Consider the following 14,241-nt stretch of genomic DNA (forward strand, 5'->3'; position numbering starts at 1 on the left):
GCCAAGGTTTTGGCCAAGCGTCCCGATCGCTTCGTTTCCCAAGTCAAAGTCAGTCTTACGTGACGCCGTCGCGGCCTTCGGGCCGACTCGCGTCCATCGATGGAGCCGGCCCGCGCGAAGCGGCCGGATGATGCCATGACCGCTCTGTCAAAGAAGCCCGCCGCCATTCGCGTGGTGCCGCCCTTCGTCTTCCGGCACTGGCTGAAGCAGCCGGTGCGCGGCCTCGTCGTGGCCGGCGGCCTGTTGGGCGCAACCGTCGCCGACCTGTTCATGCCGGTCTTCTCCGGACATCTGGTCGATGCGTTGACCCGCGGACCGTCCGATCCCGATGCGCGCCATGCCGCGCTGGTCGCGTTCGGCGCCATCGTGGCGCTGGGCGCGGCCTCGGTGGTGCTGCGGCTCGCAGGGTTGCAGGCGATCGTGCCGTTCACGCTCAAAACCATGTCGGACGTCGCACAAGAGGCTTTCACCCGCGTGCAGCGCTTCTCGACCGACTGGCATGCGAACTCCTTTGCCGGCTCCACGGTGCGGAAGATCACTCGCGGCATGTGGGCGCTCGACCTGCTCAACGACACCATCCTGATGGCGCTGGCGCCCTCGCTGCTGGTGCTGGTGGGCTCGATGATCCTGATCGGGATGCACTGGGCCTCGCTCGGCGTGGTGATCGCGATCGGGGCGATCTTCTACGTCACGATCACGGTGGTGCTCTCGACCCGCTACATCGCGCCGGCCGCCCGCGTCTCCAATGCCTGGGACACCAAGGTCGGCGGCACGCTGGCGGACGCGCTGACCTGCAATGCGGTGGTGAAGTCGTTCGGCGCGGAGTCGCGCGAGGACACGCGGCTCGCCGGTGTCATCAACCGCTGGCGCGTGCGCGTGCGGCGGACCTGGTATCGCTACAATTACACGGCGATGTCGCAGCTTTCCTTGCTGCTGTGCCTGCGCGCGTCCGTGATCGGCGGATCGGTGCTGCTGTGGATGTCAGGTCACGCCTCGCCCGGCGACGTGACTTATGTGCTGACCAGCTACTACATCATCCACGCCTATTTGCGCGACGTCGGCATGCACATCAACAACCTCCAGCGCTCGGTCAACGACATGGACGAGCTGGTGGCGATCCATGACGAGCCGATCGGCATTGCCGATGCGGCCGACGCGCGGCCGATCGCGATCGAGGGCGGCGAGATCGTGTTCGACGACGTCACGTTCCACTATGGCGGCCATCGCGTGCCGCTGTACGACGGCTTGTCGGTCAGGATCCGCGCCGGCGAGCGGGTCGGCCTGGTCGGCCGCTCCGGCTCCGGCAAGACCACCTTCGTCAAGCTGGTGCAGCGGCTCTACGACGTCACCGGCGGCCGCGTGCTGATCGACGGGCAGGATATCGCGCTCGCCACGCAGCAATCGCTGCGCAGCCAGATCGCGATCGTGCAGCAGGAGCCGATCCTGTTTCACCGCACGCTCGCCGAGAACATCGCCTATGGCCGGCCCGGTGCCAGCCTTGACGCGATCGAGCAGGCGGCCCGCCTCGCCAACGCGCATGACTTCATCCTGCGCTTGCCGAAGGGCTACGGCACCCTGGTCGGCGAGCGCGGCGTCAAGCTGTCGGGCGGCGAGCGGCAGCGCGTCGCGCTGGCGCGCGCCTTCCTGGCGGATGCGCCGGTGCTGATCCTGGACGAGGCGACCTCGAGCCTCGATTCGGAATCGGAGGCGCTGATCCAGGAGGCGATGGAGCGGCTGATGAAGGGGCGCACCTCGATCGTGATCGCGCACCGGCTGTCGACGGTGAGGAGCCTCGATCGCATCCTGGTGTTCGACCGCGGCGAGATCGTCGAGCAGGGCACGCATACGGTGCTCGCAGCCAAGCAAGGGGGCATCTATCGCGGCCTGTTCGAGCGTCAGGTGGTGGAGCTCGGACAGATCGCAGCAGCGGAGTGAGGCGCGCGGCGGCGGGGCGAAGTCCCGCCGTCACGGCGTCGAGGGATGGAATGAGATGAAAGACCTGACGCGCGGCTCCATCGCTAGCCACATCCTGAGCATGGCGCCGCCGATCATGGCCGGCATGATCTCGATCATGATCTGCCAGCTGGTCGATCTCTACTTCGTGTCGGGGCTGGGTGATGCCGCAGTGGCAGGCGTGGCCGCCGCGGGAAATGCCGGCTTTCTCGTCAACGGCCTGATACAGGTGCTCGGCGTCGGGACAGTGGCGCTGATTGCGCATGCGGTGGGACGCAAGGACCGGCGGGACGCCAATCTGATCTTCAATCAGGCGGTCGCGCTGTCGGTGCTGTTCGGCCTGCTGACCCTGGTCACGGGAGCGGTGCTGTCGCGTCTTTACATGCGTTCGATCGCCGCTGACCAGGCCACGATCGAGGCGGGGACCACTTATCTGTTGTGGTTCATGCCGGCGCTCGCGCTGGAATTCGTCATGCAAGTCATTGCCTCCGCGCTCAGCGCGACCGGCATCGTGCGCCCCGCCATGTTGGTGCGGGTCCTTGCCGTCATCATCAACATTGCACTGGCGCCGGTCCTGATCTCCGGCTGGGGCACCGGTTATCCGCTCGGTGTCGCCGGCGCCGGACTGGCGAGCACGATCGCGGTGGGCGCCGGCGTCCTGATGCTGCTGGCGTATTTTCGCAAGGTCGAGCGCTACGTTGCATTCAATCCGGTGCAGTGGCGTCCGCAACCACGCCACTTCAAGCGCATCCTCAATGTCGGTCTGCCGGCCGGCGGCGAGTTCGCAATGATGTTTATCTTCATGGCGGTAGTCTACTACGTGCTGCGCGACTTCGGCGCGGCGGCACAGGCAGGCTTCGGTATCGGCCAGCGCGTCCTCGCCCTCATCCAGATGCCGGCGCTCGCGGTTGCACTGGCGGCCGGGCCGATCGCCGGCCAGAATTTCGGCGCTGGCGACGCCGCGCGGGTGCGAGAGACTTTCGTCAAATCGGCGCTGATCACCTCCATCGTGGCGGTCGGCTTCATGATCCTCGCGCAGCTGAAGCCGGAGCTGCTGCTGGCCGGATTCTCGAACGATCGGGCGACGATGGAGGTCGCCTACCTGTTCCTGCGGATCATCTCGCTCAACATGGTGGCACAGGGGCTCATCTTCACCTGCTCGAGCATGTTCCAAGGCCTCGGCAACACCAAGCCTGTGCTGCTGAGCTCGATGACGCGCGTGCTCACCTATTCGCTGCCGGTGCTCTGGCTGTCGACGCGACCCGGATTCCGCATCGAGCACGTCTGGTATCTTTCGATCGCGGCGACGACGCTGCAGGCCGGCTTGAGCTTGTGGCTGCTGCGCCGCGAGTTCGGCAAGCGCTTCGCGCCGCGGGACCAGGCCGCGGAGACGGTGGAAGCCAAGCCGGTCGCGCCTTCCGCCCGTGCTCCCGCGTAGCGAAAGTGACCTCCCGCGAGTTCGCGGCGCTTTAATGCGCGCCAAGGCTGTTCCAGACGAGCGTCAGGCCCGACAGAAACAAGAGGCCGAGCACGACATCGCCGAAATGCTTGTCGTTCAGCGCATGGTAGACGCGCGCGCCCGCCCATGCGCCGATCAGCGTGCCCGGAAACGCGACGGCCGCGAGCCAGACCACCTTGAGGGCGACGAGACCTGATGCCGTCTGCAACACCAGCGCGGTGGCGAGCACCGTGAAGTTAAAGAGTTGGAAGATGCCGCGCCGCTCGTGCTTGTTCCAGCCGCGGATGTTGGCCCACAGGATCGGCAGCGGGCCGGACAATCCGGCAAGTCCGCCCAGAATGCCGCCGGCAAAGCCGATCGCACCGTCTGCGATCCGGCCGCCGATCTTGATCGCGAGCGGCCTCTTGTTCAGATACAGTGCGCTCGAAAAGATCAGGATCAGCACGCCGACGCTCAGCCTGAACACCTCCGGGTCCGCGGAGGCGACCATCATGGTCCCGAGCGGCACGCCAATCAGTCCACCGATCAGGAACGGCCAGACCAGCGAGAGATCGAAATTCTTCCACATCGAGGGCAGCGTCGAGGTCTGCGCGATGACCGAGCAGATCAGCACCAGGGGCACCGCGAGCGAGGGCGGCAGCACGTAGAGCCAGATGCCGAGTGCCATCAGCGCCGTGCCGAAGCCGGCCAGTCCCGAGACGAAGCCGCCGGCGAGCGCGCCGAGCAGCAGCAGGACGTAGGTGAGCGTTTCCAACGGATTGTCCTTGTCGCACGCGGCGACCCCGAACGGTTGATCGCACGGCTCGCATAACATGCCTGCCGCCATCGAGGTCAATCCATGCCGCATGCAAGCGTGCTCTGCGGGCGCTTCACCGTCGGTGATCTAAAGTGCGATATAGCTCGATTGCTACGAGGGAGGTGCGCTCCCTCTCCCGCTTGCGGGAGAGGGTTGGGAGAGGGTGCTTCCGCAATGGGACAATCCCCAAGAGGAGAAAGCCCTCACCCGCGCCTTCGGCGCGACCTCTCTCGCAAGCGGGAGAGGTGAAGGAAACCATTTCCGCTTTAGACGATCTGCCTCGTATCGGCAGGCTTGTGCAGCGCGCCGATCAGGATGCGCAGCGCCTCCGTCAATTCCGATCTGTTCCGGGCCGCGCCGAGCGAGACGCGTGCCGCATGCGGCGGTGCCCCGTCCACGGTGAAGGCATCGCCGGCGACGACGGCAAGTCCGTTCCGCAGCAGATGTGCGGCAAGATCGGGCCGCTCCTGCGGCAGCCGCAGCCAGAGATGATGCGCCGCGGGCCTGGCGAGGAACTGAAAGCCTTTCAGCGCGCGTTGCGCGAGCTGCTGGCGCCCGACCGCCTCGTTGCGGATGGCGCTGATGATGCGGTCGGCGATGCCGTTTTCGATCCAATGCGTTACCAGCGCGACCATCAGGGGCGCCGGCATCTGTACGGTCGCCTGCAGGGAGGTGCGCATGTCCCGCTGCGCGCCGCTGTCGGGCGCCACCAGATAGGCAACGCGCAGCGCCGGCGCGATGCATTTTGACAGCGTCGTTGCAAGATAAGTCCGCTCCGGAATGAGGTTCGCGATCGGCGAGGCCGAGCGGTCGAGCAGCCCGTAGGCATCGTCCTCGATCAGGATGGTGCCGGCATCGCGGATGATCTTCGCAATAGTGCCGCGCCGCTCGGCGGAAAGCGTCGCCGTGGTCGGATTGTGCAGCGTCGGAATGAGATAGACGGCTTTCGGCGTATGCATGCGGCACGCCTTTGCCAGCGCATCCGGCAGGATGCCGTCCTCATCCATGGGGACACCGACGAGCTTGAGGCCGAGCAGTGCCGCGGCGGCCTTGATGCCGGGGAAGGTGAGCGCTTCGGTCAGCACCGTCTCGCCGGGCCGCGCAAGATGGGCGAGCAAGTTGAAGAGGGTCGTCTGAGCGCCGGGAAAGATCACCAGCCTGTCGGCCTGCGCATGCGGAACGCGGGCACGCATCCAGCGCGCGGCGACCTCGCGCTCATGCGCGCTGCCGCCGGGCGGCTGGTAGTTGAGATACGCCGTCAGGCCCGATTGTGCGCGCAGGGCTTCCAGCCCGGCAATTATGCGCTCGTCGAGCTGCGCCTCCAGCGGGTGCGGCGGCACGTTCATCGACAGGTCGATCGCGACTGGGTGCGGCAGGTCGACCGCGCGCCGCGCGCTGGTCTCCGACACGAACGAGCCTTGTCCGACCCGGGCTTCCATGATGCCGCGGCGCCGCGCCTCGGTGTAGGCGCGCGTCACCGTGGTGAGGTCGATGCCGAGGGCCTTTGCCAGGGCGCGCTGCGTCGGCAGCTGCTGACCACGCACCAGCCTGCCGGCGGCAATGTCGGCCTCCATGGCGTCGACGATGCGCTGGTAGCGCGGGCCCGAAAGCTCCGAGATTGCAGGGATCCATTCCATGCAATTTGGCCCCATAACCTTTGAATGTATGGATGCAAGATACTATTGTATGGATCATCGAAAAGGAAGAGGTGTGGTCATGTCTGTCTCTCCGGCGGCGGTCTCTCTGGCCAAGGCGATGTGGCGCGGTTTCAGCGGCAAATGCCCGAATTGCGGAGAAGGGCACATGTTCGGCCGCTTCCTGAAAGTGACGCAGGCTTGCGACCATTGCGGCGAGGAGCTCTTCCACCAGCGCGCAGACGACTTTCCTGCCTATCTCGTGATGGTCGTGGTGGGCCATCTCGTGGTGCCGGCAATCCTCGCGGTCGAGACCGCCTACGCGCCGCCGGAATGGCTGCAGCTCGCGGTGTGGCTGCCGGTGACGCTGTTCGCCTCACTCGCGCTGCTGCAACCGACCAAGGGCGCCATCGTCGGCCTGCAATGGCAACTCGGCATGCATGGTTTCGAGGCGGGCAAGCTGCGGCGCGAGGCGGGCGAGCTTGCGCCGGTGTTGGCCAAGGTAGACACGCGCGCCACCTGAGGCGGCGTTTACATTGCGCGGCCGGCCGCTACACTCCATCGTGCCAAGCAAGAACGATGGAAACGCCATGGCCCCGCGCGCGAAGACCTTCCTGCTCTGTCATGGCGCATGGTCCGGCGGATGGGCCTGGAAGAAGATGCACCCGCTGATGGCGCAGGCCGGCCACCGCCTGGTGGCGCCGACCTATACGGGCCTCGGAGAGCGCGCGCATCTGGCCAATCCTTCGGTCGATCTCGACACCCATATCCAGGACATCCTCAACGTCATCGCGTTCGAGGATCTCAGCGACATCGTGCTGCTCGGGCACAGCTATGGCGGCATGGTTGCGACCGGCGTCGCCGACCGTGCGCGCGAGCGCGTAACGGAACTGATCTATCTCGACGCCTTCGTGCCGCGTGACGGCCAGTCGCTGTTCGACCTCAACGAGGGCGGGCGCGAGCCGATGCGCAAGGCAGTCAGCTCGGGCGACGGCTATCGCATCCCGCCGAACCCGCCGCCGCCGGACACCTCGCCGGCCGATCTCGACTGGCTCAATGCGCGCCGCGTCCCGATGCCGATCAAGTGCTTCGAGACGCGCCTGAGGCTCGAACATGGCGAGCCGGCGATGCCGCGCAGCTATATCTATTGCACGCGCCTTCCGCCCGGCGATGTGTTCGGGCAGTTTGCCAGGCGCACGAAGAGCGAGAAGGGCTGGCGCTATGTCGAGCTCGACGCCAGCCACGCGCCGAATGTGACGGCGCCCGAGGCGTTGATGGCGGTGTTGGACGAGATCGTCGCATAGGTCGCAGCCGTCATTCCGGGGCGTGCGCAGCACGAGCTACGATGCGCAATTGCGCATCTGAGAATCCATTTCTCCTCCGCGCCGGCCGCCTGATGGATTCCGGGCTCTCGCTTCGCGAGCCCCGGAATGACGGCGGTTGGCTGGCGAGGTGATCGGCCAAAATGGTGAGGGGTCCGATGCGTTGGCACCGAACCCCTCGTCGCACATCAGCCGGCCTGTAAGCCGGGTTCTGTAGGGCACCGTCCGCTTGCGCGAACGATACGTGACGGCCATTCCTCTGGGGTCATGTTTGCACATGGCCTCGAGCAACCTACCCGGACGGCGGGCCTGACATCGCCCCGCGGCGTTATCGCTTTCGCGAACAGCCCGCTTAAGCCGTCCCTATTCGGTTTTGCTCCCGGTGGGGTTTGCCATGCCGGCTCCGTTGCCGGACCCGCGGTGCGCTCTTACCGCACCTTTTCACCCTTACCGCGCCGAAGCCCCGAAGGGCGAAGGCGGGCGGTTCGTTCTCTGTGGCACTTTCCCTGGGGTCACCCCCGCCGGACGTTATCCGGCACCGCATGTCAAGGGAGCCCGGACTTTCCTCCCCGGCGGCCTTTCGGCACCTGCCGGAGCGGCCGTCCGGCCGACTGACGGCTTTAGGCATGGGCATTTGTGACGGTTTCGTCAAGCCGATATCGCGAGGCACGCTCGCCCAGAAATAATTTATCCTGAAGATGTCGTTTGGCGCGTGCCCCGTTCGACTGGTTGTCGGCGATCCAGCCGAACACAGGAGTGAAGCAATGCAATATCTGCTGATGATCTACCAGAACGAGGTCGAGTACGCAAAGAACGACGCGGCGACCAGCCAGAAGATCCTGGCCGAATACCAGACCTTCACGCAAGACATCATCAAGAACGGCAATTTCAAGGCCGGCGACCGCCTGCAGCCAACCACCACGGCGACGACCGTGCGTGTGCGCGAGGGCAAGACGCTGACGACCGATGGTCCGTTCGCAGAAACGCGCGAGCAGCTCGGCGGCTATTACCTGATCGAAGCCAAGGATCTCAATGCCGCCATCGAGATCGCGGCGCGGATTCCGAGCGCACGCATCGGCTCGATCGAGGTGCGGCCGATCTGGGTCTATGACAAGTGACGGCTCTCTCACCTTCGTCATTCCGGGATGCGCCGCAAGGCGCAGGCCCGGAATCCATATCCCCGAATCGTGGTTATGGATTCCGGGCTCGCGGCTTTGCCGCGCCCCGGAATGACGAGAGGGGGGGTGATCGCGTGACATGACCCCTGGCGAGATCGACAAAATCTTCCGCGACGAGGCGGGGCGGGCGCTAGCCACGCTGATCCGTCTCGTCGGCGATTTCGATCTCGCCGAGGACGCGCTGCAGGATGCGTTCGCGGTCGCGCTGGAACGCTGGGCGTGTGAGGTCCCCGACAATCCGCGCGCCTGGCTCGTCAACGTCGCCAAGCATAAGGCGATCGATCGCATCCGCCGTCAGGCTGTCTTCCGCGGCAAGCAGCAGGCGCTGGTGCACGAGCTCGAGCTCAACGCGCTGGGCCCGGACGAGCCGACCGCAACGCTCGACGACGACATGCTGCGGCTGATCTTCACCTGCTGCCATCCCGCGTTCGCGCCCGAGGTCCAGGTCGCACTGACGCTGCGCACCGTGTGCGGACTGTCGACGGCGCAGGTGGCACGCGCCTTCCTCGTCGGCGAGGAGGCGATGGCGCAGCGGCTCGTCCGTGCCAAGCAGAAGATCAGGCTTGCCGGCATCCCCTATGAGGTGCCGGAACGCGAGATGCTGGCGCCGCGGCTCGATGGCGTGCTCGCCGTGGTCTATCTCGTCTTCACCGAAGGCTATGTCGCAACCGAGGGCGCGGACTTGATGCGGCCTGATCTGGCGAGCGAAGCCATCCGGCTTGGCCGCCTGCTGAACCGGCTGATGCCCGACCGCGCCGGCATCAAGGGCCTGCTGGCCCTGATGCTGCTGCACGACGCGCGCCGCGCCGGGCGACAGACGCCGGCCGGCGACATCGTCCTGCTCGAAGAGCAGGACCGCTCGCTGTGGCACCGCGCGCAGATCGACGAGGGGCTGCGGCTGGTGGAGCACGCGCTGCGCGTGCCGGGCCGGCCACAACCCTATGCGGTGCAGGCCGCGATCGCGGCGCTGCATGCGCGTGCGCCGAGCTTCGAGGAAACCGACTGGCCGCAGATTGCGGGGCTGTACGAGGTGCTGCTGCGCATCAATCCGTCGCCCGTGATCGAGCTCAATCACGCCGCGGCGCTGTCGATGGTCGATGGGCCGGCACGAGCGCTCGATCTCGTCGATGCGATCGCCGCGCGCGGCGGGCTTCGCGGCTATGAGCTGTTGCCCGCCGTGCGCGCGGATCTGTTGCGGCGGCTCGGCAGGACGGAGGAGGCGCGCGAGGCCTATCGTGCGGCGACGGTGGCGACGCAGCTCGAGCCGTTGCGAAGGCTCTATGCGCGAAGGATGAGGGAGATGGATTGAGTTTCCGTCATGGCCGGGCTTGTCCCGGCCATCCACGTTCGTCATGCGTGGAGGCAGGACGTGGATGCCCGGGACAAGCCCGGGCATGACGGAGCAAGAGGTCACATTCCCGGAAGACGTCTGCTATGTCGACGCCACCGGCGTTCCTTCCGCCGGCAAGCTCGCCAGCAGCGCCTGTAAGGTCGACAGCGTCGAGTGATCGGCGACGCCGTCCAGCCGCGCCGGGCGGAAATGGCGCTGGAAGGCGGTGACGACTTCCATCGTCGCAGCGTCGTACTTGCCGTTCAGGGGCACGCCATAGCCATATCTTGCCAGCGCCTGCTGCATGCTCAGCACCGCGTCGCTGATGGTGCCGAGCATGAGAGTCTCACCGCGCACGATCGGCGCGGGCGTCACCCAGTGGCCGACGCCGGAATTGGCCAGCGAATGCCACGGAAATTTCTCGCCGGGATCCTTCTTGCGGGCGGGCGCGACGTCGGAATGGCCGAGCACCCGGTGCGCCGGCACCTTGCGGCGGAGCATGATGCCGCGGCACAGCGCGATCACGGCGGCAATCTGGCGCAGCGGAAACTCAGGATAGCCCCAGTCATGGCCGCGATTGATGATCTCGATGCCGATTGAACAGGAGTTGATGTCGTCCTCGCCGGCCCAGGAGGAGACGCCCGCGTGCCAGGCACGCTTGGCCTCAGGCACGCATTGCACGATGCGGCCGTCCTCCAGCACGACATAATGCGCCGACACTTCGGTGCCGGCGGTGCAGAGGCGCGCCAGCGCGCCTTCGACATCGGGCATGCCGGTGTAGTGCAGCACGATCATGTCCGGCTGCCGTCCCTTGCTGCGCTCGCCATGGTTCGGGGAGGGGATGATGTCGGAGACGATCGAGGAATCGGGCTCGAAGGTGCGCAGGCCCGCCACGGTCTTGGGAACCGGGAGAACGCGTTGACGCTTCGAATCAGATCCAGCCGTGGACGAACCCGAGGGCATGAGCAGCTCAAACGGACGGAGAGTGGGGCAAGCCCTTCTCTTTACTATTCCTTTACCCTCCATCGCGCGCAATCGCGCGACGCGGTTAACGGATTCATTTTGGCGATGTGTGTGGATGACGCATCACTCCCCTCATCACCTTTTCCACTTGTCTTGAACCGAGCAACGCTTTCTTAACGCTAAGGGCCGTTACTGAGGGATGAAGAGCCGACCCGCGTCCGGAGGCGGCCAAAGCGTATTTTGGCTCGAAATCCCATGGCTGCCCGACAAATTCCGCTGGGAACACTGGGTTTGTGGCCCGGGACGATCGGGCTTGGTAACCATGCTGGACGGGGGCTTTGTCGTGGAACCGCCGCGACGCGCAATGATTCGAGGCGTTATGGGCTTGTTCGGCCTCGATTCCACTCGGGTATTTCGGCCGGCGGCCGGCAGGCGTCGCGCATGAGTTCGGTTCCGCACATCCCCGTTCTTGGCCGTGAGGCCATCGCGCATCTCGCCCCGCGCGAGGGCGGCGTCTACGTCGATGCCACGTTCGGCGCCGGCGGCTATAGCCGCGCGATCCTGGACGTGCCGGGAACCCGACTGATTGCCATCGATCGCGACCGCACCGCGATTGCCGGCGGCGCCGAGCTGGTCGAACGCGCCGCGGGCCGGCTGACGCTGGTCGAGGACCGCTTCTCCAACCTCGCCGAAGTCTGCGCGGCGCAAGGCGTCGATGTTGTCGACGGCGTCGTGATGGATGTCGGGGTATCCTCGATGCAGCTCGACCAGGCCGGCCGCGGCTTCTCCTTCCGCCTCGACGGTCCGCTCGACATGCGGATGGGGCAGACAGGTCCGACCGCGGCCGACATCGTCGCGCGCGCCTCGGAAGGCGATCTCGCCGACATTATCTATCTCTTCGGCGAGGAGCGGCATTCGCGTCGCATCGCCCGCGCCATCGTGGCGGACCGGCAGGAAACTCCGTTCACGACCACGCGCGCGCTCGCCGATCTCGTCGGCAGGGTGGTGCGATCGAAGCCCGGCGACATTCACCCGGCGACACGGACGTTCCAGGCGCTGCGCATCTTCGTCAACGAAGAGCTCGAGGAGCTCCAGACCGCGCTCGCTGCGGCCGAGCGCGTGCTCAAGCCCGGCGGCCGCCTCGTCGTCGTCTCGTTCCATTCGCTGGAAGACCGCATCGTCAAGAATTTCCTCTCCGAGCGTTCCAAGACCGGCGGCGGCTCGCGGCATCTGCCGGAAGTCGCGCAGATTGCGCCGAGCTTCCAGCTGCTGACGCGGCGGCCGGTCGTCGCCGGCGAGGACGAAGTTGCGCACAATCCGCGCGCCCGCTCGGCAAAGCTGCGCGCCGCCGAGCGCACCGCGGCGCCGGCGCATGAGACCGATGAGGCATCGTCCTGGCCGAAGCTCGCCGACGTGATGAGGGGCGGCTAGCGCATGCGCATCATCCACCTCCTCGTCATCGGTGCGCTGATCTTCGCAGCCGCCCATGTCTACCGGATCAAGATGGACTCCACGGCGCGCACCGAGAAGGTGCTGCGGCTGCGTGCGGAAATCCGCGAGCAGCGCGATGCGATCGCAGGGCTGCGGGCCGAATGGGCCAAGCTCGATGCGCCGCATCGGCTGCAGGGCCTGTCCGACCGGCATCTGCACCTCAAGCCGGTCAACGGCACGCAATATGATTCGCTGAAGAGCCTGCCGGAGCGTCCGCCCCGGATGTTCAGGCCGGGCGAGCCCGATCCGATCGGGGCCATGCTCAAGACCATCGAAGCCGCGAGCGACCCTGATGCGGTGACGGGCTCCGTGCCTCAGCCCGAGGACAAGCAATGAGCCCGGCAACGCCTGCAAAACTTACCGAAAAGTCGACCGAGCGGTCAGGTGAACCTTGGCGGCGGCGGCTGATCCGAAGCCTGCTCTACGGGCGCAACGTCGATCGCGCCGCGAAGGCGCGCGCGCGTGTCGGCCTCGCCATGCTCGCCTTCGCTTCGGTCTATGCCCTGATCGGCGGGCGGCTCGTGATGTTCGCGATCGGCGCCGACGCCCACAGCGCGCGCCGCGCCGCAGCGCAAGAGGTGGTTGCGACCGCGCGGCCCGACATCGTCGATCGCAACGGCGCCATCCTTGCGACCGACGTCAAGGCGGCGAGCCTGTTCGGCGAGCCGCGCCGCATCATCGACAAGGACGAGGCGATCGAGCTCCTCACCGCGACCATTCCCGACCTCGACGAGGCCGAGGTGCGCGAGCGCCTAAGGACACGCAAGGGCTTCGTCTGGCTCAAGCGCGAGGTCACGCCGGCGCAGCAGCAGGCCGTCCACAAGCTCGGCATTCCTGGTATCGGATTCCTGCGCGAGAACAAGCGCGTCTATCCGACCGGCAACGAGGTCGCTCACCTCATCGGTCTCGTCAATATCGACAACCAGGGCATCGCCGGCCTCGAGAAGTGGCTCGACAATCAAGGGCTCGCCGACCTCCACCGCGCCGGCTTTGCCACCGACCGGTTGCAGAAGCCGATCGAGCTCGCGGTCGATCTGCGGGTCGAGCATGCGCTGCGCGACGAGCTGTTGAAGGCCAAGGACAAGTTCCGCGCCAAGGCCGCCTCAGGCATCGTCTCCAACGTCAAGACCGGCGAGATCGTGGCGATGGTCTCGCTGCCGGACTTCGATCCCAACAATCCGAAGGAAGCGCACGACCCCGATCGCATCAACCGCCTCACCACCGGCGTCTACGAGATGGGCTCGACCTTCAAGGCGTTTACGCTGGCGATGGGGCTCGATTCCGGCAAGATCAATCTGAACTCGATGTGGGACGCGCGCGGAAACCTGCATTACGGCAAGTTCACGATCCACGACAGCCATCCGGTCGGGCGCTTCATCAACACCAAGGAAGTGTTCACCTATTCCTCCAACATCGGCGCGGCGCGGATTGCGCTCAACCAGGGGGTCGAGGCGCACAAGGCGTTCCTCGCCAAGCTGGGCCAGATGACGCGGCTGCGCACCGAATTGCCGGAGAGTGCGGCGCCGCTGCTGCCGCGGCGCTGGAGCGAGCTGAACACGGTCACCGCCGCGTTCGGCCAGGGCCTGTCGGTGGCACCGCTGCAGGCGGTGATGGGCATCAACGCGCTGGTGAACGGCGGCTATCTGATTCCGCCGACATTCCTGAAGCGCAGCGAATCCGAAGCCCAGGCGATGGCCAAGCGCGTCATCAAGCCGGAGACCAGCGACAAGATGCGGTTCCTGATGCGGCTCAATGCCGAAGTCGGTTCGGCGAGAAAGGCGGACGTCAAGGGCTATTACGTCGGCGGCAAGACCGGCACGTCCGAGAAGGTCGTCAACGGCCGCTACGCCAAGAAGCGCGTGCTCAATTCCTTCACCGCCATCCTGCCCTGCGATGATCCCAAATATCACGTCCTGATCATGCTGGACGAGCCGCAGGCACTGCCGGAAACGCATGGTTTCATCACCTCGGGCTGGAACGCGGTGCCGACCGGCGGCAAGGTGATCGAGCGGATCGCGCCGCTTCTGGGGGTCGAGCCGCGGTTCGAGCTGCCGCCTGCGGAGCGCCTTATTCTTGCAGCATCCAGGACAACCCAGTAATCAACCGGGTGGGCCA

Annotated in this window: 12 protein-coding genes and 1 other RNA gene; 9 read left to right on the top strand and 4 right to left on the bottom strand. The window is 66.1% G+C overall.

Annotated features, from left to right (window positions below; all coding sequences use genetic code 11):
• Nucleotides 1-135: 135 nt before the first annotated feature.
• Together I6F09_RS14530 and I6F09_RS14535 are read left to right on the top strand one after the other, a co-directional pair.
• Nucleotides 136-1,935: an ABC transporter ATP-binding protein gene (locus I6F09_RS14530; protein WP_225188360.1), complete on the top strand. Its 1,800-nt coding sequence runs from the start codon at nt 136-138 to the stop codon at nt 1,933-1,935.
• A gap of 55 nt (nt 1,936-1,990) precedes the next feature.
• The gene (locus tag I6F09_RS14535) at nt 1,991-3,391 is read left to right on the top strand and encodes an MATE family efflux transporter (RefSeq protein ID WP_225146926.1); all 1,401 of its coding nucleotides are present in this window, start codon (nt 1,991-1,993) and stop codon (nt 3,389-3,391) included.
• Between the two features lie 31 nt (nt 3,392-3,422).
• Here I6F09_RS14535 and I6F09_RS14540 read toward each other — a convergent pair whose 3' ends face one another.
• Both I6F09_RS14540 and I6F09_RS14545 read right to left on the bottom strand, forming a co-directional pair.
• Nucleotides 3,423-4,166 (bottom strand): sulfite exporter TauE/SafE family protein, encoded by a 744-nt coding sequence (locus I6F09_RS14540; protein ID WP_036038352.1) that lies wholly within the window; start codon nt 4,164-4,166, stop codon nt 3,423-3,425.
• Nucleotides 4,167-4,474: 308 nt separating this feature from the next.
• Nucleotides 4,475-5,845: a PLP-dependent aminotransferase family protein gene (locus I6F09_RS14545; protein ID WP_225188361.1), complete on the bottom strand. Its 1,371-nt coding sequence runs from the start codon at nt 5,843-5,845 to the stop codon at nt 4,475-4,477.
• 49 nt (nt 5,846-5,894) lie between these two features.
• Between I6F09_RS14545 and I6F09_RS14550 the strand changes: the two genes are divergently transcribed.
• Together I6F09_RS14550 and I6F09_RS14555 are read left to right on the top strand one after the other, a co-directional pair.
• Nucleotides 5,895-6,365: a DUF983 domain-containing protein gene (locus tag I6F09_RS14550; RefSeq protein ID WP_225128389.1), complete on the top strand. Its 471-nt coding sequence runs from the start codon at nt 5,895-5,897 to the stop codon at nt 6,363-6,365.
• A gap of 67 nt (nt 6,366-6,432) precedes the next feature.
• Nucleotides 6,433-7,146 (top strand): alpha/beta hydrolase, encoded by a 714-nt coding sequence (locus tag I6F09_RS14555; protein WP_036028380.1) that lies wholly within the window; start codon nt 6,433-6,435, stop codon nt 7,144-7,146.
• Between the two features lie 202 nt (nt 7,147-7,348).
• Here I6F09_RS14555 and rnpB read toward each other — a convergent pair.
• Nucleotides 7,349-7,779, bottom strand: an RNA gene (rnpB, locus tag I6F09_RS14560) — RNase P RNA component class A.
• 149 nt (nt 7,780-7,928) lie between these two features.
• Here rnpB and I6F09_RS14565 point away from each other — a divergent pair.
• Together I6F09_RS14565 and I6F09_RS14570 are read left to right on the top strand one after the other, a co-directional pair.
• A complete protein-coding gene (locus tag I6F09_RS14565; RefSeq protein ID WP_225188362.1) occupies nt 7,929-8,282 on the top strand; it encodes a YciI family protein in 354 nt (117 codons plus the stop codon).
• Nucleotides 8,283-8,421: 139 nt separating this feature from the next.
• Entirely contained in the window at nt 8,422-9,651 is a 1,230-nt protein-coding gene (locus I6F09_RS14570; RefSeq protein ID WP_225188363.1) for an RNA polymerase sigma factor, read from the top strand.
• A 123-nt stretch (nt 9,652-9,774) separates the two neighbouring features.
• Here the strand turns inward: I6F09_RS14570 and I6F09_RS14575 are convergent, their stop codons facing one another.
• Nucleotides 9,775-10,635 carry an N-acetylmuramoyl-L-alanine amidase gene (locus I6F09_RS14575; protein ID WP_225188364.1) on the bottom strand — a complete coding sequence of 287 codons (861 nt, stop codon included), beginning with the start codon at nt 10,633-10,635 and terminating at the stop codon, nt 9,775-9,777.
• A 441-nt stretch (nt 10,636-11,076) separates the two neighbouring features.
• Between I6F09_RS14575 and rsmH the strand changes: the two genes are divergently transcribed.
• Genes rsmH through I6F09_RS14590 form a run of 3 tightly spaced genes read left to right on the top strand, consistent with a single transcriptional unit; the run spans nt 11,077 to nt 14,225 of the window.
• Entirely contained in the window at nt 11,077-12,066 is a 990-nt protein-coding gene (rsmH, locus tag I6F09_RS14580) for a 16S rRNA (cytosine(1402)-N(4))-methyltransferase RsmH (protein WP_225155367.1), read from the top strand.
• A 3-nt stretch (nt 12,067-12,069) separates the two neighbouring features.
• A complete protein-coding gene (locus I6F09_RS14585) occupies nt 12,070-12,462 on the top strand; it encodes a hypothetical protein (protein WP_225146932.1) in 393 nt (130 codons plus the stop codon).
• Entirely contained in the window at nt 12,459-14,225 is a 1,767-nt protein-coding gene (locus I6F09_RS14590; RefSeq protein WP_225112580.1) for a penicillin-binding protein 2, read from the top strand. Before I6F09_RS14585 ends, I6F09_RS14590 begins: the two co-directional genes overlap by 4 nt.
• Nucleotides 14,226-14,241 lie beyond the last annotated feature (16 nt).

It is taken from the genome of Bradyrhizobium sp. IC3195, from assembly GCF_020193585.1.
GTDB lineage: Bacteria > Pseudomonadota > Alphaproteobacteria > Rhizobiales > Xanthobacteraceae > Bradyrhizobium > Bradyrhizobium yuanmingense.

Bases quoted from the DNA above. Each gene is read 5' to 3' on its own strand.
- I6F09_RS14530 (WP_225188360.1), top strand. From the start codon at position 136: ATGACCGCTCTGTCAAAGAAGCCCGCCGCCATTCGCGTGGTGCCGCCC.
- I6F09_RS14535 (WP_225146926.1), top strand. From the start codon at position 1,991: ATGAAAGACCTGACGCGCGGCTCCATCGCTAGCCACATCCTGAGCATG.
- I6F09_RS14545 (WP_225188361.1), bottom strand. From the start codon at position 5,845: ATGGAATGGATCCCTGCAATCTCGGAGCTTTCGGGCCCGCGCTACCAG.
- I6F09_RS14550 (WP_225128389.1), top strand. From the start codon at position 5,895: ATGGATCATCGAAAAGGAAGAGGTGTGGTCATGTCTGTCTCTCCGGCG.
- I6F09_RS14555 (WP_036028380.1), top strand. From the start codon at position 6,433: ATGGCCCCGCGCGCGAAGACCTTCCTGCTCTGTCATGGCGCATGGTCC.
- I6F09_RS14565 (WP_225188362.1), top strand. From the start codon at position 7,929: ATGCAATATCTGCTGATGATCTACCAGAACGAGGTCGAGTACGCAAAG.
- I6F09_RS14570 (WP_225188363.1), top strand. From the start codon at position 8,422: ATGACCCCTGGCGAGATCGACAAAATCTTCCGCGACGAGGCGGGGCGG.
- I6F09_RS14575 (WP_225188364.1), bottom strand. From the start codon at position 10,635: ATGCCCTCGGGTTCGTCCACGGCTGGATCTGATTCGAAGCGTCAACGC.
- rsmH (WP_225155367.1), top strand. From the start codon at position 11,077: ATGAGTTCGGTTCCGCACATCCCCGTTCTTGGCCGTGAGGCCATCGCG.
- I6F09_RS14585 (WP_225146932.1), top strand. From the start codon at position 12,070: ATGCGCATCATCCACCTCCTCGTCATCGGTGCGCTGATCTTCGCAGCC.
- I6F09_RS14590 (WP_225112580.1), top strand. From the start codon at position 12,459: ATGAGCCCGGCAACGCCTGCAAAACTTACCGAAAAGTCGACCGAGCGG.